A 16,579-nucleotide genomic window follows, 5' to 3' on the forward strand; every position below is an offset into this window, starting at 1 on the left:
GGACCGCCGGTTAGACTGGCGAACTATGACGGAGAGCACTGCCGATACGCCGCAGGTGACGGCGATCGCGGAAGGCTTGCACCGCTCGCTGTCCAAACTCTTTTCGATACTGCGGCGCGGCGACATCAGCAGAGGCACGCCGACCGGCGAGTTGACCCTGGCTCAGCTGTCGATCCTGATCACGCTGCTGAATCGCGGCCCCATCCGCATGACCGAGCTGGCCGCTCACGAACGGGTCCGCACCCCCACCACCACGGTGGCGATCCGCCGCCTGGAGAAGATCGGCCTGGTCAAGCGCAGCCGGGATCCGTCCGATCTGCGGGCGGTGCTGGTTGACATCACCCCCGAAGGCCTGGCCAGCCACCGCGAGTCGCTGGCAAACCGGCACGCCGCGCTGGCGGCGATGCTGAGCAAGCTCAGCCAGGAAGACCTGGACACCCTGACCCGGGCGCTCGAGCCCCTGGAGCGCCTGGCCACCTGTGACGGTGTCGAACCGGCAGCCGCCGGCGATGCGGGCTGCCCCATGGATTGCGGTTGATGCCGACTGCTCTGATCACCGGAGCCGGCGGCGGTATCGGTTCGGCGATAGCGGCGGCATTGGCGCCCACCCACACCCTATTGCTCGCCGGTCGGCCATCAGCGCGTCTCGACGCGGTGGCCGAAAGGCTCGGTGCCACCACCTGGCCGCTCGACCTGGCCGACATCGACGGGATCGACGCAGCCACCGAGATCGTCGACGAACTCGACGTCTTGGTGCACAACGCCGGGGTGATGCTGCCGGGTGCTGCCGGCGAGTCCTATATCGAGGAGTGGCGGGCCACGTTCGAGGTGAACGTATTCGGTGCGGTGGCCCTGACCCTGGCTCTGTTACCCGCGTTGCGGGCGGCCCGCGGGCAGGTGGTCTTCATCAACTCCGGTGCCGGACACCGGGTTTCCCCGGGAATGGCGTCGTATTCGGCGAGCAAGTTCGCGCTGCGGGCGTTCGCGGATTCACTGCGCAGTGACGAGCCGGCACTACGGGTCACCACCGTGTACCCGGGCCGGGTCGACACCGACATGCAGCAAGACCTGGTCGCCTATGAGGGCGGCGAGTACGACCCGGCCCGCTTCCTGCGTCCCGACACCGTGGCCGAAGTGGTGGCCGCCGCGATACGCACACCCGCCGAGGCACAGCTGCAAGAAGTGGTGATCCGGCCGCGCTGAGCTATCGGGTTTCCTGCCGCCGCACCCGGAACAATTTGGTCTCGCCCTCCACACCCTTCAGTGCACGGGTTCCAACAAACGACCAGGCGTACCCCGGGGCCTCCCCGATGGCCTCGCGGGCCGCGCCCTCCGTCATGACCTCGCCGGGCTCGGCGACGCTGGTGACCCGGCTCGCGACATTGACCGGGCTGCCGAACCAATCCCGGGCGCGGCTCACCGCCCATCCCGACGCGATACCGGCCCGCAGTTGCGGCAGGTCGGGGTCGTCGGCGGCGCGGTCCAGCAGCTGCAGCGTGGCGCCGAGCAGCTTCGCGGCGTCGGACGACACCAGCATCACCGCATCGCCGATCGTCTTGACCAGCCGCACCGGAGGGTTGACCACCTCGTGCGCCAGATCGGCAAGGCGTTCAACGAGTCCCACCAGTTCCTCGGGCGGTATCGCCTCGCCCAGCCGGGTGAACCCGACCATGTCGGCGAAGGCCACCGCGAGCTGCCGCGCCCCGGGCAGCGCAACCCCGGCCGCCCGCTCGGTGGCGTTGACCTCCTCACCTTCCAGCACCCGCCGCAGCTGGACAAACAGAATGTCGCGAATCATGTCCCCCAACAAGGGGATAACGGTTCGCACGATCTCCTCGTGGGCTTTGGCGACCTCAAGCTCGGTGAGGCCCGGCCGCATGATCGCCGATATGGTGCTGTACCGGAACGCCGGAACCGCCCGGGATATGCCCTCGGAAAGCCGGCGGATCATCAGCAGCACCTGGCCCGGGTCCAGACCGGCCCCGACAAGTCGCTGCAATCGCACGGCGGCCTCGCCGTCGGCCCGCAAAAGCAGGGCGGCATCGGGATCATCCAACCGCGGCAGCCCCAGCGCACGTTCGATGCCCTGCAACAGGGCCAGATCAATGCCGTGGTCGGCGCTGACCGCACGTTCTGACACGTATTTGCCGTCGTCGCCCAGCGCACGATGCGCCGGCATCAGCATCGGCGCCACCTTGGCGCGGATCTGGTCCAGCCCGAAGCCCTCCTCCAGCAACCAGACCACCAGCTCGGCACGCTCCTCGCGGGCACTGGCATCCAGACCGTCGAACAGCCCCAGCTCCGCCAGCGTCTCGTGGAATGCTCCGCTCTCGGCCCACATCCTGTCGCCTCAAATCGTTGCCACACCGCCAGGTTGGCCGGCCATCCGTACCCCGGGTGCACCCGCAGGACGTGGTGGTCCGGCCGCCCCGGCCCGGTTGATTCGGGTCAGCCGATGATGCCCGCCCGGACCTGGTCGGCTACCTTGAGCGCCTGATCGGACACGATCCCGCTGCTGCACACCAGAACCTCGATGGCCGCGTTGGACTTTCCGGTGATCACGTGCGAGCACGTCGAGTGGTCCGAGACCCGGTTGGTGCGTACCGCGAAGCCGTCGCCGGCCTCCGACGGGGTCTGCACGTACCACTGCTCGTCGTCTTGGCCGGGCAGCGTCAGGTTGACCTGGTCACCGGCGCAGTTCTGCCAGGACTGCGCGGTCTCGCTCACGAAGTCCGACGCGGCCTCTTCGGTGGGGAACGCGGCGATCACCGTCGTAACCCGCACCCGAACCGGACCGGTCACATCGCTGGTGAGGGTCTGCAGATCGATCCCGCGGAATGAAGTGCCGCCATAAGTCGATTCGGTTGCCGGATAGACCGCCCCGACACACCCCTTCTCAATGGACTTGTAGTTCCGCAGCCCGTTGGCGTGGTCGGTGACGGTCAGCGAGGGGTTCCGCAGTCCGGGACCGGCGAAGATGCTGTTGAGCGATGCGGGGTCGGGCTGCAGCGCCGCGAGGTCACCGGCCTCGACCGGGGCGGCGACGGCCGGCGCCGCAAGCACCCACCCGGCCGCAGCGATGGCGGCGGTGAACATGCCCAGAGTGTGCGAATCGCGCATGGCGAGCTGACCTTTCGTCGACGTAGTTCGGGAGGGCTGGAGCTAGGCGAGGTTGCGGACAATCTGCGAACGCAGGCTGCGTCCCTTGCCGCCCGGATTGGCGTCGGTGCACAGCCGGACGTCGACGACGTAGTTGTTCTTGGCCTGCAGCACCCGCTCGCAGCCCGCCGTGCCCTTCATGGGATTCGCGAACAGCGTGGCGAACAGTTCCAGTCCTCCCGCGGTGACCACACCGGCCTTGAGATCTGCGCTCATCCCATTGGTGTACTCGGCGGTCAACGGTGTGCCCTTGCAGCTCTTCCAGATGGCAGCCTGGTCATTGAGGTAGGTCTGCGCGGCTTTGGCGTCGGGGAACTCAGCGACGGCCTGGACCACGTTCGGGTTCAGCTCGCCACCGGGCTGCCGAAGGGTCTGCACGACGAAGTCGGTGTAACCCGAGCCGTCGTAGGCCGCCGCTGAGCCGGGCGCGTACACCGCCGTACAGTTCGCCGGCGTAGTGGTCGGCGTACTCAGCGGCTGAGTGCCGGACTCGGAGCTGATCACCTGCATCGTGGTGTCCATCCGCTCGCTGACCTCATCGGCGGGAACCAGCACGTCAGCCAGGTCCACGGCACTCGGCGCGGCCTGCGCGATCGAGCCGTCCGCGAGCACCCCGATTAACGCCGCGGCCGAGACTGCCACCACTGAGGCTAGGTGAATTCGCATCGAAATCCATTCCGTTTCGCCGTGTTGAGATCCCCTACCGGCGGCTGGGGCTGACCGAATGTTATCCGGTGTTCCCCGCCGAGACCCCTCCGTTGGAGTCCGCAATGTGGTTCCATCGATAACCGAACCGACGGACCCAACGTTAAGGACGTGCAATGCAACGGGACGACACCGACCGGAGAATCGGTTACCTGGCGCTCGCGATCGCGACCTGCGCCGCCGGGGCGCTGGCGGTACTGCCCGGCCTGGCCTCGGCCACCCCGGGCGTGCCCGGCATCGACGACACCACGCCCTCCGCGGACGTCGACCTGGCCGCTCTCCAGCTGACCTCGGCGGAGGCGTCGCCCATCGTCAAGTGGCCGTCGGATCCGCCCCTCGAGTTGACGGTGTACAAGACCGCGACCTCGCCGGTGGCCGGCGCGGCCAGCACCTCCGACGCGCAATGCGCCAGCGCGGTCTACGCCGGCCTGGACAAGACCTATGACGGCAGTGGCTACACCGGCCTGAACTATCAGGAGCTCACCGGATTCGGTTCCAAGAACAGCTATTCGGTGATCTCGGTGGCCTCCAGCTACGACGACGAACACGCCGCGGCCAACATGGTGGCCAACACCATCCAGAACTGGACCGACTGCGGCCGTAAGAAGGTGACCGGCGACCTCAGCGGCTCCACGCAGACCCGGACCGTCAACAACGTGGTCTCCACCACCGACGACATCTACCTGGTCAACAACATCACCGATGACGGCGGCGCCTGCTCGCACGCCATGACGTCGCAGGGCAACGTCGTGGTCGAGGTGTCGGCCTGCCGATCCAACATCGGTCTGGTCAAGCAGAGCCTTCAGCTGGCCAACAAGATGCTGGTCAAGCTGCCGTGACGCGCCGACTTATCGCCGGCTGCTGTGTCGGGCTGGCCGCGCTGACCCTCGCCGGCTGTGCCGGTGACGACCCCGACCAGGACAGCGCCGCCACGGTTGCGCCGGCGGCGGCCGCGGCGCCGCCCAGCGTCCAATCGGATCCGACGGCACCCGCCGCCCCGGCCGGTGAGCCAAGCGGGCAGCCCGCAGCAACTCCGACTCCGGCGCCGTCCGCCGGGCCGCGCTTGGTGACACCGGGCAAGCTTGGCGCACTGTTGGTTCCGATCGAGGAGCTCAACAACGTCGTCGGCGCGAAGCTGGGATTCGAGACGGTCTTCACCAGGCCCGGTGCGCCGGCCGGCGGCCTGGGTGACAAAGCGGGTTGCGCGGTGTTGTTCGGCTCCAACACCGACAGCTACGCCAACGAATACACCGCCTTCCGGCGCCAGAGTGTGCGAGACGGCGAGGACAGCTCACAGCATTTCGTCGCGCAGGAAGTAGCCGCCTTCGCCGATGTCGCCACCGCGGCCGCGAACTTCGGCAAAACGTTCGATAAGAAAGCCCTGGCCGGCTGTGACGGTGCCGTGGTGCATCGCCAGGGTGACGACGATCGCATCACGTGGCGGCTCAACCTGTCCGGCATCACCGCCGACACCGCCCGATGGACGCTGGACCAGTACGCCGACGGCAAGCCCAACGACTGGACTTGTGCGCATGAGGCCCGGACCCGCAGCAACGTCGAGTTCACGGTGACCGTATGCCAATTCGGCAACGCGGCATCGGCAGCGACAGCGATCGGCAATCAGATCAACGACTGGATTCCCCACCCGTGACCGGCATGCGAGGAAAGGCGGCAGCGATGAAGGCACCGCAGGGACTGCTTTTCGGAATGGGCGTCATGTGCCTGGGCACGCTGGTCGCCGGTCTCCTTCCGGTCGCGGCGGCCGACTCGGGCGACGCCACGGTGCCTGCGGGCAAAGTCGAGTCACTGTTGCTGTCGCCGGCCGCGGTCGGCGACATCGTCGGGGTCACGTTCGACTGGGAGAAGGCCAACCGGCGGCCCTATAAATCCGACGACCTCGGCGAGCACTCGGCGTGCGCCATGCTGACCGGCCCCGACGTCGAAACTTTCGGCCGCGACTACACCGGTTACCGGTTCCGCGCCGACCGCGACGACGCCGAGAACTGGGAGTTCACCGTCCAGCAGCGGGTGGCGACCTACGCCGACGCCGCCACGGCTACGCAGACCTTCCAGAAGGTGTTCAGCAAGGCCGCGATGGCCAAGTGCAACGGGGTCATCGCCTCCATCAAGGACAACACGGACGCCCAGTGGCGGTTCAGGATTCAGACGGTGGCCCCGACCTCGGCACGGTGGGTGGAGGACCAGCTGTCCGACCAGCAACCGATCGGCTACAGCTGCTCGGACGTCGCCGGGGTGACCCGCAATGTGCTTTACAGCATCAAGGTGTGTCAGTACGGCAACGGCGGACCCGCCGCGGCCACCATCGCCGAACGCATCACCAGTCAGGTCGCCGGCGTACGCGCCTGATCCGCGCGGCTGCTGAAGGATCCATGGCCCCGAACAAAGTCACGCAACGTATCTCAGCGCTGGTCCCCTGGCTGCGCGGAGAGCTCAAGCGGCGCAAGTTGCGTCAACTGCGGACATTCACCGCCGGGGTGATCCTGGCCGTTGCCGGCCTGTTCGGCGGGCTGGACACGGTGGATGCCGGCCCCAGCGTGTTTGCGGTCGACGAAGCGCACAGCGATGGTAAGTTCACCTTGACCATCGCCCGCGCTTCAGTGGTCAACGAGCTGCGCGCCGGTCGGCGGATCGTCGCACCGGCCCAACCCGGCCATCGCTATCTGGGTGTGGTGAGCACGGTCCGCAACGACGGTACCATTCCCGGCCGGCTGATCGGCGAACTGCAGCTGCGTGAGCAGCCGCAAAGCACCTCGGTCGGGGTGTTTCGGATGGTCGACGGCTCCCCCATCACCCAGTTGGGGCCGGGCCTCGAAGAGCAGCTCGTGTTCGTGTGGCGCATTCCCGACAGTGCGATTCATCCGGACCTCTCCGTGACGTTGCGGGTCACGCAGAAACGCTTCACCGAGTTGCTGGTCACCTACGGCCGGGACTGGGTGGACAGCGGAGGCGACTACGCCGAGATCACCCTGCCGGTGACCGTGAAATGAGCGCACCGATCCGGCGATCCCGCCCGGGACTGACCGCTGCCCTGGCCGCCGCGCCGATCCTGGTGGCTGCGGCGCTGCTTTGGCAACACCTGCCCGACAGCACTCGCGTCTACGGACCGTTCGACGTCCCCGGCCGGTTCGGCGTTGAGACCACTGGGCGTTCGCTGACGGTCACCGTCGACGGCGTACAGCTGACGAGGGAGGTACAGGGTTCGGCGCGGTGGGCGAACCCGCCACCGGTGACCGCCGCTGGGGCGTGGGTGGTGGTGCGCGCCAGAGTGTCGGCGACAGAACGGACGGCGATGCCCAGCGTCGAACTTCGAGTGGGCCCCAACACCTACCGGCCGTCCGATCGGTTCCCCAGCTACACGCTGGGCTATCGAGCCGATCCGGGGATCACCCAGCGCGGCGCCTGGGTCTTCGACGTGCCACCCGAGCTGTTCGACCCGCCCGGCGCCGACCCGTTCGAGCTGCACGTGTGGCCCGGCCTCGACGACCGCCTGGATGACCGGTTGGTGATCAACCTGCGCGGTCACCTGGAATCCATCTCCGGCACAGTTCTGGTGGTGGCGCCGGAGGTGGCCGGATGAGCGACCGCACGCTTCGCCTCTGGCAGCGCAACGTGATCGGACTCGCGGTGGCCGCGGTCGCCGCGGCCGTCCTCGGGATCACCGAGTTGTACCCCGATTGGTCGGCTTACCGCGCCCGCGTCACTCCGGCCGTGCTGGTCACCAAGGCCGACAGTGTGACCGCCTACGGGCAGACCTGGCGGTTGGGCTCGATCCGCCACCTCAACGCGGTGCCGCACGCGCCCACGACTACCCTGCCGGCCCACACGGCGCTAACCGTGGTCACCGTCGAGCGGACCGGAACGCCCCTCGCCGGGGAATGCACCGCGGTCATCACCGACGGGCGGCGTCGCTGGCAGACCGCCGCCATCGGAAACGCGGCGCCATTGGTCGGCGACGCCACCGACCGGTGCACCAAACCGGGGCCGCTGCAACTGAGTTTCCTGCTGCCGTCGGACGCCGTGCCCACCGCGGTCGACCTGATCAACACCGACGGCGGCATCATGCTGCGAATCACCTTGTGAGCCCGGGCCTCCCGTGACGGTGGTGACGGTGGCCAGGTTGGCCCGGCGCACGCAGTAAGCGAACATCGCCGCGACCAGGGCGATCCGCAACGGCTGAACGATCAGCTGCGAGGCCAGGCTCATAGTGCCGCCGAACGCCGACCAGAACTCCGGGCCGTGCGGTCCGAGAACCTTGGCCATCCCCCGGTACAGGTAGCCCTCGGTCAGCTGAGTGCGGTAGAAGCTGCCCCGCATGTCCAGCCACGCCAACACCAGATACGCCAATACGTAAGCAGACAGGCCCACCACACCGCCGTGCAGGATCAGCCGGGCCGCATCGACAATCGGGCCGAACCGGCCGGTCTTGGACTTGGCGTACTCCGTGGCCCGCGACCGTAGCTGTTCGGGTGTCTGTTGCCAGCGCTCGGTGACCCCGGCCGCCGTCTCTCCCCGCGAGCCGGCCCGCCGCAGGATGGTCGGCCAATCGATCTGGGCGGACACCCCATAGACGATTCCGGCCGCGGCCAGCCACATCAGCGGTACGGCCGCACCCCCGAACACCGTCCGCACCAGCCACATGAACCCCTGCCACGCTGTCTGCAGGGGCTGAACGTGCGAGAAAGCGTCCGCACGAACCGTGTTGAACCACACCACAAGCCGACGATGGCTGATCCAATCGCCGGGTTTGATCAACACGGTGATGCCCGCCGCCAGCGAGAAGGTCAGCACCAGGAACACCCACAGCGCGTCGATATAGACCCGCAGCGCGATCAGCGCTGTCGGCAGCCGACTACTGAAGTGCCCTAACACGTAACGGGCCACCAGGGCACCAGCAACCACCACCCAGGTGGTTCGGGAGATGGGCAGCATCTCGGTGTTGATCCCGCTCATCGCGTCGGCCACCCGGTAATTGAGCGCCAGACGTTGATAGGCCAGCCAGTCTTCCTTGAACATCTGCCAGGCCAGATAGATGGCGAAGAACGGCACGATCACGGTGGTGAACAGGTCGATGCTGCGCAGCGACCGGCGCGGCAGTGCGGCCACCTCGGGGAGCCCGTGGCGCAGCACCAGGAACATCGCCACGTAGGAACCCAGCTGCGCCAGGCCGGCGCCGGGCATGATCAGTGCCGCCCACAACGGATTGCTGTGGCCAGCCCAGGCGGCCGCGGCGATAACCACCCGGCGGACCACCAGTCCGGCGAGGTAACACGCTGCCAGCTGCGGCCAGTACCGCCACCACAGGACGAATGGCGTCATTAAGTTCCGCAGCACCGGCATCGTTGTCACACCACCAGATTCACCAATCGGCCGGGCACCACGATCACCTTCTTCGGGGTGGCACCGGACAGGAATGCCTGCACCTTCTCGTCGGCCAGGGCAGCGGCCTTGATCGCGTCGCCATCGGCATCGGTGGGCACCGTGACCAGTCCGCGCTTCTTTCCGTTGACCTGTACCGGATAGTCGACGGTGTCGGTCACCAGGTAGGCCGGGTCCGCCACCGGGAACGGTCCGTGCGCCAGCGAGGAATCGTGGCCGAGTCGCCGCCACAGTTCCTCGGCCAGGTGCGGAGCCAGCGGTGCGAGCAACAGCGCCAGCGGCTCGACGGCCGAGCGCGGAACCCCTTCGCGATGCTCCTTGGTCAGGTGGTTGGTGTACTCGATCAGCTTGGCAGCCGCGGTGTTGTTGCGCAGTGCCGCATAGTCTTCCGACACCCCCACGATGGTGCGGTGCAGCAGTCGCAGGGTCTCGGTGTCCGGTTCGCCGTCGAGCACCCGGGTCTCGCCCGTCTCCTCGTCGACAACCAGCCGCCATACCCGCTGCAGGAAGCGATGTGCGCCGACCACGTCCTTGGTGGCCCACGGCCGCGACATGTCCAGCGGACCCATCGACATCTCGTAGACCCGCAGCGTGTCGGCGCCGTAGCTGTCGCAGATCTCGTCGGGAGATACCGAATTCTTCAGGCTCTTACCCATTTTGCCGTACTCGGCGAAGACTTCCGTGTCTCCGTCGGCGCCCGGGAGGTAGAACTTTCCGTCGCGTTCGGTGACTTCGGCGGCCGGCACGTAAGACCCGCGGGCATCGGTGTAGGCGGCAGCCTGGATGTAGCCCTGGTTGACCAACCGGCGGTAGGGCTCGCGCGAGCTGACGTGCCCGAGGTCGTAGAGCACCTTGTGCCAGAAACGGCAGTACAGCAGGTGCAGCACCGCGTGCTCGGCGCCGCCGACGTAGAGGTCCACGCCGCCCGGGTCATTGGGCCCGTGCTCGGCGGGCCGGGGCCCCATCCAGTAGGCCTCATTCTCCGGCGCGCAGAAGCGTTCGGCGTTGTGCGGGTCGGTGTAACGCAACTCGTACCAGGAACTTCCGGCCCATTGCGGCATGACATTGGTGTCACGGGTGTAGGACCGCAGTCCGTCGCCGAGGTCCAGCTCGACATGCACCCATTCGGTCGCCTTGGCCAGTGGCGGCGAGGGTTCGCTCGACGCGTCGTCCGGGTCGAACAGCACCGGTGAGTAGTCGGCGACGTCGGGCAGCTCGACCGGCAGTGCCGCCGCGTCCAGCGGGTGCGCACGACCGTCGGCATCGAAGACGATCGGGAACGGTTCGCCCCAGTACCGCTGCCGGGCGAAAAGCCAGTCCCGCAACTTGTATTCGATGCGCGCCCAGCCGCGGCCTTGGGCCTCCAGCTGTTGCGTCATCGCCTTCTTGGCGTCACCGACCGCCATGCCGTCCAGCGGACCGGAATTGACCAGGGTGCCGTCGCCGGCGTATGCGGATTCTGAGATATCGCCGCCGGAAATGACTTCGATTACCGGTAGGCCGAACTCGGCGGCGAACTCCCAGTCGCGCTGGTCGTGCCCGGGAACCGCCATGATGGCACCGGTGCCGTAGCCGGCCAGCACGTAGTCGGCGATGAAGATCGGCACCTGCTGGCCATTGGCGGGATTGGTGGCGTAACTGCCCAGGAACACACCGGTTTTGGTCTTGTTCTCCTGGCGCTCCAGGTCCGACTTCGCCGCGATCGCCTTGCGATAGTCGGCGACGGCAGCTGTCGGGGTGGCTGCTCCGAATGTCCAGCGCCCGTCCACCCCGTCCGGCCACGCGTCGACGGTCAGTCGGTCGACCAGCTCGTGCTCGGGGGCGAGCACCAGGTAGGTGGCACCGAAGAGCGTGTCCGGGCGCGTGGTGAATACCTCGATGTCCACTGCTGAACCGTCGGTGGTGGCCGCGCCGAACAACGCCGCCGCACCGGTGGAGCGCCCGATCCAGTTGCGCTGCATGGTCTTGACCTTCTCCGGCCAGTCCAGCAGTTCGAGATCGTCGAGCAGCCGATCGGAGTACGCGGTGATCCGCATCATCCACTGCCGCAACCGCTTCCGGAACACCGGGAAATTGCCGCGGTCGCTTCGCCCATCAGCGGTGACCTCTTCGTTGGCCAACACGGTGCCCAGCCCCGGACACCAGTTGACCATCGAGTCCGTGCGGTAGACCAGTCGGTGGCCGTCGATGACGTCGGCACGCTCACCGGCCGACAGTTGCGCCCAGTCCCGGCCGTCGTCGAGAGTGCGTGCGCGCGCGTCGAATTCGGCGACCAGCTCGGAGATCGGGCGCGCCTTGTTCGCAGTCGGGTCGAACCAGGCGTTGTAGATCTGCAGGAAGATCCATTGCGTCCACTTGTAGAAGTCGACGTCGGTGGTGGAGAAGCTACGCCGGCTGTCGTGACCCAGGCCGAGGCGCCGTAGCTGCCGGCGGAAGTTCTCGACATTTGCCTCGGTACGGATCCGCGGGTGGGTGCCGGTCTGCACGGCGTACTGCTCGGCGGGCAGACCGAACGCGTCGAAGCCCAGGGCGTGCAGCACATTGTGGCCGGTCATCCGGAAGTAGCGGGCGTAGACGTCGGTGGCGATATAGCCGAGCGGGTGCCCGACGTGCAGGCCGTCCCCGGACGGGTAGGGGAACATGTCCTGGACGAACATCTTGTCGTCGGGAACGGTCGAACCGTCGGTCGGCGCGAGCGAACCGACCGGGTTGGCGACGTTGAAGGTGCCCGCCTGCTCCCAGTAGTGCTGCCAGGTGTCTTCGATACGCCCGGCCAGCGTCGCGTTGTAGCGGTGCCGGGGCGCCTGGTCGCTGGGTTCAAGCGGGTCGCCGGGTACCTGAGTGGTCGGGGCTTCGTTCACCTCAACAGGGTAAACGGCGGCGCTTTTCGGTCTGATCGCCACAGCTTGGTATCAGTTGGATTGCGACCCGGTGAGGGGTTCGTTCCAGGTCGGTTGCAGCCCTGGCGACGCTGTCGGCGCGTGGCTACCGTCATTTCACGGCCAGGGCATCACTACCCGGCCCGCCCCGGAAGGACCCTGGAGATGACGAACACCGCGCACCGTTGGCGACTCCTCTTCGGCTGCGCCGCTGTCATGGCGGCGGGCTTGGCCGGTATCCCCGCCGTGGCGGCCGAGCCGCTGGTCCCGGCACAGCCGAACCCCTACGGCCCCGCCGCCCAGCCGGCAGCGGTGCCGGTAACCGGGCCGCTCGCGTCGGCCCCGCGCCCGGCGGCTCCGGTGCCCGCGCTCCCGCCACCGGCGGGCGTACCCGGGGCCCCGGCGGCGGTAGCGCCGCCGAGTGGTCTCGTGCCGGCGACCTCGGGCACCCTGCGTGACTACTTCGCGGCCAAGAAGGTGCAGTTGCAACCGCAACAGCCCGCCGGGTTCAACGCGTTCAACATCACCTTGCCGATGCCGGCGGGCTGGTCCCACGTGCCCGACCCCAACGTCCCTGACGCGTTCGCCGTGATCGCCGACCGCCGCAGCGGGTCGCTTTACACCCCCAACGCCCAGGTCGTGGTCTACCGGCTGGACGGCCAGTTCGACCCGAAGGAAGCGATCACACACGGGTTCGTCGACAGCCAGACACTGATGGCCTGGCAGACCACCAACGCCTCGCTGAACGACTTCAACGGGTTCCCCTCGTCGATCATCGAGGGGACCTACCGCGACGCCGACATGACGCTGAACACGTCGCGGCGCCACGTGATCGTGCCGACCGACGACACGTCCTACCTGGTGTCGCTGACCGTGACCACCGGTGCCGGTCGCGCGATCGGCACGGCTCCGGCGACCGACGGGATCATCAACGGGTTCCGGGTCGAGCGGCCCGGTACCAACCCGCCGCCGCCCGCCCCCAGCGGTCCGGTGCAATCAGGCACGGTGCGCCACCAGGTGGGCACCGCGCCGCCGCCGCTCGATGCCCCCCACCCTCCGGTGGAGTCCGGCGTCATCCGCCACCAGGTGGGCACCACGGGTTAACCGCCCGGCTCGTATGGTGGACCCATGCTGATCATGGGTGTCTTGTGCCTGGTTGCGGCGTTGGTGTCGCTGGTCTTCGGTGTGCGGACCCTGGTGCGCCCACTCACCGGTGACCCCGAACAGTTGGTGCTGCGGGCTGTCGCGCCCGCCCAGATCGCCGTCGGGGTGATCCTGGGCGCGGGTGGCGTGCTGGTGCTGGCCGGCCCGTCGTCGATGGCACTGCTGGCGCTGATCATCTCGATCACCGGGGCACTCGCCACGCTGGCCGCCGGAGCCTGGCAGGGCGCCCGCTACGCGGCACGCCTGTCGGCTCAGGCCAACGCGGCAGCCGACGCCGGCTGTTGCGCCTCGGGCTGCGGCTGCGGCGACAGTGCGCCCGTCGAGGAGGCGGGTTGCGGAGCGGGCTGCGGTTGCGGAGAACCCGCGCCGCCGGAGCCGGCCTCCGGGTGCGGCAGCGGCTGCGGCTGCGGGTAAGACGCCTCGGGCGGAGCTGGCCGCCGGCTCAGTTGCGGCTGATGTCGATCGGGTGGGTGGCCAACAGCGCGGTGGGCCAGGGCTGTCGACGCAGCGCTCGTCCCCACAGGTCGACTCGCGGCGGCACCATCACATCCGACGGCAGCGCAGAGAGCACGATCCAATCATCGCGCTCGATCTCGCCCTCGAGCTGGCCGATGGTCCAACCGGCATAGCCGGCGAAGATCCGTACACCCTCCACATGCGGCGCAATGGTCTCGGGATCGGCATCGAGATCGACCATCACCAGCCGACCGTCGATGTGCCGCAGTCCGGGCACACCGTGGGGTTCGGCGCCGACCCGCAACAGCCCGACGCACAGGGCGGCATCGCGTTTGACCGGGCCGCCGATGAACATCGTTTTGGGCTTGGCGGCCAGCTCGGACCACTGCGGCAGCACGTTGTAGACAGCGGTTTCACTGGGGCGGTTGAGCACCACGCCCAAGGTTCCACCGTCGTTGTGCTCGACCACGTAGATCACCGTGCGGCGAAACGTGGGTTCGAGCAGATCGGTGTTGGCCAACAGCAGCGTGCCAGCCCGTACCCGATGCGCAGCGGGCGCGACATAGTCCTCGGGATCTTCGGGTTGGGCCATTTTTCCATCATGACACCCGCCGCCGTCATCCGTGTTGAGCTGTGCCGAACATCGGCCGACCCGCAATATTTGTAGGCTGGTTTGGGGCCGGCCGCGCCGCCGCCCGACTCTGGAAGAGGTTCTGTGGTGGATAACCGCGCACCCGCGACACTATGGCGGTCGGCGCGCGGGCTGCCGGAGTTCCGCAGACTGCTGGAACTGCGGGCCGCCAGCCAATTCGGCGACGGCCTGTTCCAAGCCGGGCTGGCCGGAGCGCTGCTGTTCAACCCGGACCGGGCCGCCTCCCCTTGGGCGATCGCGGGCGCGTTCGCCGTGCTGTTCCTGCCGTATTCGGTGCTGGGGCCGTTCGCCGGCGCGCTGCTGGACCGCTGGGATCGACGCCTGGTGATGGTGGTGGCCAACCTCGCCCGGCTGGTGCTGGTGCTCGGGATCGCCGCGCTGCTGGCTGTCGGCGCCGGTGATCTGCCGGTGCTGTGCGCGGCGCTGATCGCCAACGGGTTCACCCGGTTCATCGCCTCCGGGCTGTCGGCGGCGCTGCCCCACGTGGTGCCGCGCGAGCAGGTCGTGACGATGAACGCCGTGGCGATCGCCGTCGGTGCGGTGGCCGCCTTTTTGGGCGCCAACTTCATGCTGCTGCCGCGCTGGCTGATCGGTGCCGACGACCGCGGTGCGGCGTCGATCATCGCGGCCGTAGCCATCCCGGTCGCGATCGCCCTGGTGCTCTCGCTGCGCTTCGAAGCCCACGTGCTCGGTCCGGACGACACCAAGCGGGCGATCCACGGCTCGGTGCTCTATGCGGTGACGACAGGCTGGATGCACGGCATCCGGACGGTGCGCGACCGGCCTACGGTGGCCGCCACCCTGTCCGGACTGGCCGCGCACCGAATGGCCTTCGGCATCAACACGCTGGTGGTGCTGGTACTGGTGCGGCACGTCGGCGAGCACACGGTGTCCGGCCTGGGCACCACGGCGTTGTTCGTCGCCTCGGCCGGCGCCGGGTCATTTCTGGCCACGGTGCTGACCCCGCCCGCGGTGCACCGCTGGGGCCGCTACGCCACCACCAACGGCGCCCTGGGGGCGGCCGCGGTCATCCAACTGGCTGCCGTCGGGCTGTACCTACCGGTGCTGGTGTTGTGCGGATTCCTGCTTGGAGTCGCCGGGCAGGTGGTCAAGCTCTGCGCCGACACGGCCATGCAGATCGACGTCGACGACGCCCTGCGCGGACACGTCTTTGCGGTACAGGATTCGCTGTTCTGGGTGTCATTCATCGCCGCTGTGGCCGGCGCCGCAGCACTGATTCCCCCCGACGGGCAGGCGCCGTCGCTGATTGTGGCCGGCACCCTGCTGTATCTGGTCGGTTTGGCCGGTCACGCGTTCATCGGGCGGCGGCGCGAACCGGTGAGCTTAAAGTACGAGCATGGCCGAAACTGAATCGATCGTCGCGGACCTGAGCGCCGAAAGCGACGAGCTCGACGCCCTGGTATCCCCGCTCGCCGACAGTCAGTGGGGCACGCCCACGCCGGCGGCGGGCTGGTCGATCGCCCATCAGATCGGGCATCTGCTGTGGACCGATCGGGTGTCGCTGACCGCCATCACCGACGAGGCGGGTTTTGCTGCCGCACTCACCGACGCGATGAAAGATCCGGCCGGATTCGTCGACGCCGCCGCCGCCGAACTGGCCCAGCTGCCGCCGGCCGAGCTGTTGGCCGACTGGCGCTCTACCCGCGCGAAACTGCACCAAGAGTTGCTCGGTGTGGCTGACGGCCGCAAGCTGCCGTGGTTCGGCCCGCCGATGAGCGCCGCCTCGATGGCCACAGCTCGGCTGATGGAGACCTGGGCGCACGGCCTGGACGTGGCCGACGCGCTCGGGGTGCGGCGGCGTCCCACGGCGCGGTTGCGGTCGATCGCCCACCTGGGGGTGCGGACCCGGGACTTCGCCTTCACCGTGCACAATCTGACCCCGCCGGCCGAACCGTTTCACGTGGAACTTCACGCGCCCGAGGGCGGAGTGTGGGCATGGGGCCCGGTGAACGCCGCACAGCGGGTGACCGGATCCGCCGAGGACTTCTGCTTTTTGGTGACGCAGCGGCGTGCGCTGGCCGACCTGGACGTCACCGCCCACGGCGACGACGCGCAGCGTTGGTTGGAGATCGCCCAAGCCTTCGCGGGGCCTCCCGGCCGGGGGCGCTGAGCGCTTGCGCGAAGAGAGCCGGAGCCGAATAACCCG

General features: G+C 68.2%; 17 protein-coding genes. 11 read left to right on the forward strand and 6 right to left on the reverse strand.

Features of this window, described 5'->3' with window-relative positions; translation table 11 throughout:
• The first annotated feature begins 25 nt into the window (after positions 1–25).
• Positions 26–538, forward strand: coding sequence for a MarR family winged helix-turn-helix transcriptional regulator (locus tag MJO54_RS23380; RefSeq protein WP_240175479.1), 513 nt, complete (start codon positions 26–28; stop codon positions 536–538).
• On the forward strand, positions 538–1,203 hold the full coding sequence (locus tag MJO54_RS23385; protein WP_240175480.1) for an SDR family oxidoreductase: 666 nt from the start codon (positions 538–540) through the stop codon (positions 1,201–1,203). Before MJO54_RS23380 ends, MJO54_RS23385 begins: the two co-directional genes overlap by 1 nt.
• A 1-nt stretch (position 1,204) precedes the next feature.
• Here MJO54_RS23385 and MJO54_RS23390 read toward each other — a convergent pair whose 3' ends face one another.
• The 3 genes from MJO54_RS23390 to MJO54_RS23400 all read right to left on the reverse strand — a co-directional run bounded on the left by MJO54_RS23390 (position 1,205) and on the right by MJO54_RS23400 (position 3,804).
• Complete coding sequence (locus MJO54_RS23390; protein WP_240175481.1) at positions 1,205–2,341, reverse strand: adenylate/guanylate cyclase domain-containing protein; 1,137 nt, start codon at positions 2,339–2,341, stop codon at positions 1,205–1,207.
• A 107-nt stretch (positions 2,342–2,448) separates the two neighbouring features.
• Entirely contained in the window at positions 2,449–3,120 is a 672-nt protein-coding gene (locus MJO54_RS23395; RefSeq protein WP_046285189.1) for a sensor domain-containing protein, read from the reverse strand.
• 42 nt (positions 3,121–3,162) lie between these two features.
• On the reverse strand, positions 3,163–3,804 hold the full coding sequence (locus MJO54_RS23400) for a sensor domain-containing protein (RefSeq protein WP_046285190.1): 642 nt from the start codon (positions 3,802–3,804) through the stop codon (positions 3,163–3,165).
• A 176-nt stretch (positions 3,805–3,980) separates the two neighbouring features.
• Here MJO54_RS23400 and MJO54_RS23405 point away from each other — a divergent pair, with 176 nt between their 5' ends.
• Genes MJO54_RS23405 through MJO54_RS23425 form a run of 5 tightly spaced genes read left to right on the forward strand, consistent with a single transcriptional unit; the run spans position 3,981 to position 7,462 of the window.
• Positions 3,981–4,703: a sensor domain-containing protein gene (locus tag MJO54_RS23405; RefSeq protein ID WP_046285191.1), complete on the forward strand. Its 723-nt coding sequence runs from the start codon at positions 3,981–3,983 to the stop codon at positions 4,701–4,703.
• Entirely contained in the window at positions 4,700–5,515 is an 816-nt protein-coding gene (locus tag MJO54_RS23410; RefSeq protein WP_065152024.1) for a sensor domain-containing protein, read from the forward strand. Before MJO54_RS23405 ends, MJO54_RS23410 begins: the two co-directional genes overlap by 4 nt.
• 26 nt (positions 5,516–5,541) lie before the next feature.
• A complete protein-coding gene (locus MJO54_RS23415) occupies positions 5,542–6,231 on the forward strand; it encodes a sensor domain-containing protein (RefSeq protein ID WP_240175482.1) in 690 nt (229 codons plus the stop codon).
• Positions 6,232–6,254: 23 nt separating this feature from the next.
• A complete protein-coding gene (locus MJO54_RS23420; protein ID WP_240175483.1) occupies positions 6,255–6,872 on the forward strand; it encodes a hypothetical protein in 618 nt (205 codons plus the stop codon).
• Positions 6,869–7,462, forward strand: a complete 594-nt coding sequence (locus MJO54_RS23425; protein WP_065152023.1) for a hypothetical protein — start codon at positions 6,869–6,871, stop codon at positions 7,460–7,462. The genes MJO54_RS23420 and MJO54_RS23425 overlap by 4 nt, the downstream gene beginning before the upstream one ends.
• Positions 7,463–7,713: 251 nt before the next feature.
• On the opposite strand, the gene MJO54_RS23430 is transcribed toward MJO54_RS23425, so the two are convergent.
• Positions 7,714–9,201 (reverse strand): hypothetical protein, encoded by a 1,488-nt coding sequence (locus MJO54_RS23430; protein WP_239652142.1) that lies wholly within the window; start codon positions 9,199–9,201, stop codon positions 7,714–7,716.
• Positions 9,202–9,227: 26 nt separating this feature from the next.
• Complete coding sequence (gene leuS / locus MJO54_RS23435; protein ID WP_046285196.1) at positions 9,228–12,122, reverse strand: leucine--tRNA ligase; 2,895 nt, start codon at positions 12,120–12,122, stop codon at positions 9,228–9,230.
• 183 nt (positions 12,123–12,305) lie between these two features.
• Between leuS and MJO54_RS23440 the strand changes: the two genes are divergently transcribed.
• Positions 12,306–13,244 carry an LpqN/LpqT family lipoprotein gene (locus tag MJO54_RS23440; RefSeq protein WP_082108322.1) on the forward strand — a complete coding sequence of 313 codons (939 nt, stop codon included), beginning with the start codon at positions 12,306–12,308 and terminating at the stop codon, positions 13,242–13,244.
• Positions 13,245–13,268: 24 nt separating this feature from the next.
• Complete coding sequence (locus MJO54_RS23445; protein WP_046285197.1) at positions 13,269–13,718, forward strand: hypothetical protein; 450 nt, start codon at positions 13,269–13,271, stop codon at positions 13,716–13,718.
• A gap of 28 nt (positions 13,719–13,746) precedes the next feature.
• Here MJO54_RS23445 and MJO54_RS23450 read toward each other — a convergent pair whose 3' ends face one another.
• Positions 13,747–14,352, reverse strand: coding sequence for a YqgE/AlgH family protein (locus tag MJO54_RS23450; protein ID WP_046285198.1), 606 nt, complete (start codon positions 14,350–14,352; stop codon positions 13,747–13,749).
• Between the two features lie 123 nt (positions 14,353–14,475).
• On the opposite strand from MJO54_RS23450, the gene MJO54_RS23455 reads away from it, so the two are divergent.
• Both MJO54_RS23455 and MJO54_RS23460 read left to right on the forward strand, forming a co-directional pair.
• Entirely contained in the window at positions 14,476–15,783 is a 1,308-nt protein-coding gene (locus MJO54_RS23455) for an MFS transporter (RefSeq protein WP_046285199.1), read from the forward strand.
• Positions 15,770–16,543: a TIGR03084 family metal-binding protein gene (locus MJO54_RS23460; RefSeq protein WP_046285200.1), complete on the forward strand. Its 774-nt coding sequence runs from the start codon at positions 15,770–15,772 to the stop codon at positions 16,541–16,543. Before MJO54_RS23455 ends, MJO54_RS23460 begins: the two co-directional genes overlap by 14 nt.
• Positions 16,544–16,579: the final 36 nt, after the last annotated feature.

Origin of the sequence: Mycolicibacter virginiensis (genome assembly GCF_022374935.2) — a bacterium.
Lineage (GTDB): Bacteria > Actinomycetota > Actinomycetes > Mycobacteriales > Mycobacteriaceae > Mycobacterium > Mycobacterium virginiense.

Coding starts and splice junctions, on each gene's coding strand:
- MJO54_RS23380 (WP_240175479.1), top strand. CDS start 26: ATGACGGAGAGCACTGCCGATACGCCGCAGGTGACGGCGATCGCGGAA.
- MJO54_RS23385 (WP_240175480.1), top strand. CDS start 538: ATGCCGACTGCTCTGATCACCGGAGCCGGCGGCGGTATCGGTTCGGCG.
- MJO54_RS23390 (WP_240175481.1), bottom strand. CDS start 2,341: ATGTGGGCCGAGAGCGGAGCATTCCACGAGACGCTGGCGGAGCTGGGG.
- MJO54_RS23395 (WP_046285189.1), bottom strand. CDS start 3,120: ATGCGCGATTCGCACACTCTGGGCATGTTCACCGCCGCCATCGCTGCG.
- MJO54_RS23405 (WP_046285191.1), top strand. CDS start 3,981: ATGCAACGGGACGACACCGACCGGAGAATCGGTTACCTGGCGCTCGCG.
- MJO54_RS23415 (WP_240175482.1), top strand. CDS start 5,542: ATGAAGGCACCGCAGGGACTGCTTTTCGGAATGGGCGTCATGTGCCTG.
- MJO54_RS23420 (WP_240175483.1), top strand. CDS start 6,255: ATGGCCCCGAACAAAGTCACGCAACGTATCTCAGCGCTGGTCCCCTGG.
- MJO54_RS23425 (WP_065152023.1), top strand. CDS start 6,869: ATGAGCGCACCGATCCGGCGATCCCGCCCGGGACTGACCGCTGCCCTG.
- MJO54_RS23430 (WP_239652142.1), bottom strand. CDS start 9,201: ATGACGCCATTCGTCCTGTGGTGGCGGTACTGGCCGCAGCTGGCAGCG.
- MJO54_RS23440 (WP_082108322.1), top strand. CDS start 12,306: ATGACGAACACCGCGCACCGTTGGCGACTCCTCTTCGGCTGCGCCGCT.
- MJO54_RS23445 (WP_046285197.1), top strand. CDS start 13,269: ATGCTGATCATGGGTGTCTTGTGCCTGGTTGCGGCGTTGGTGTCGCTG.
- MJO54_RS23450 (WP_046285198.1), bottom strand. CDS start 14,352: ATGGCCCAACCCGAAGATCCCGAGGACTATGTCGCGCCCGCTGCGCAT.
- MJO54_RS23460 (WP_046285200.1), top strand. CDS start 15,770: ATGGCCGAAACTGAATCGATCGTCGCGGACCTGAGCGCCGAAAGCGAC.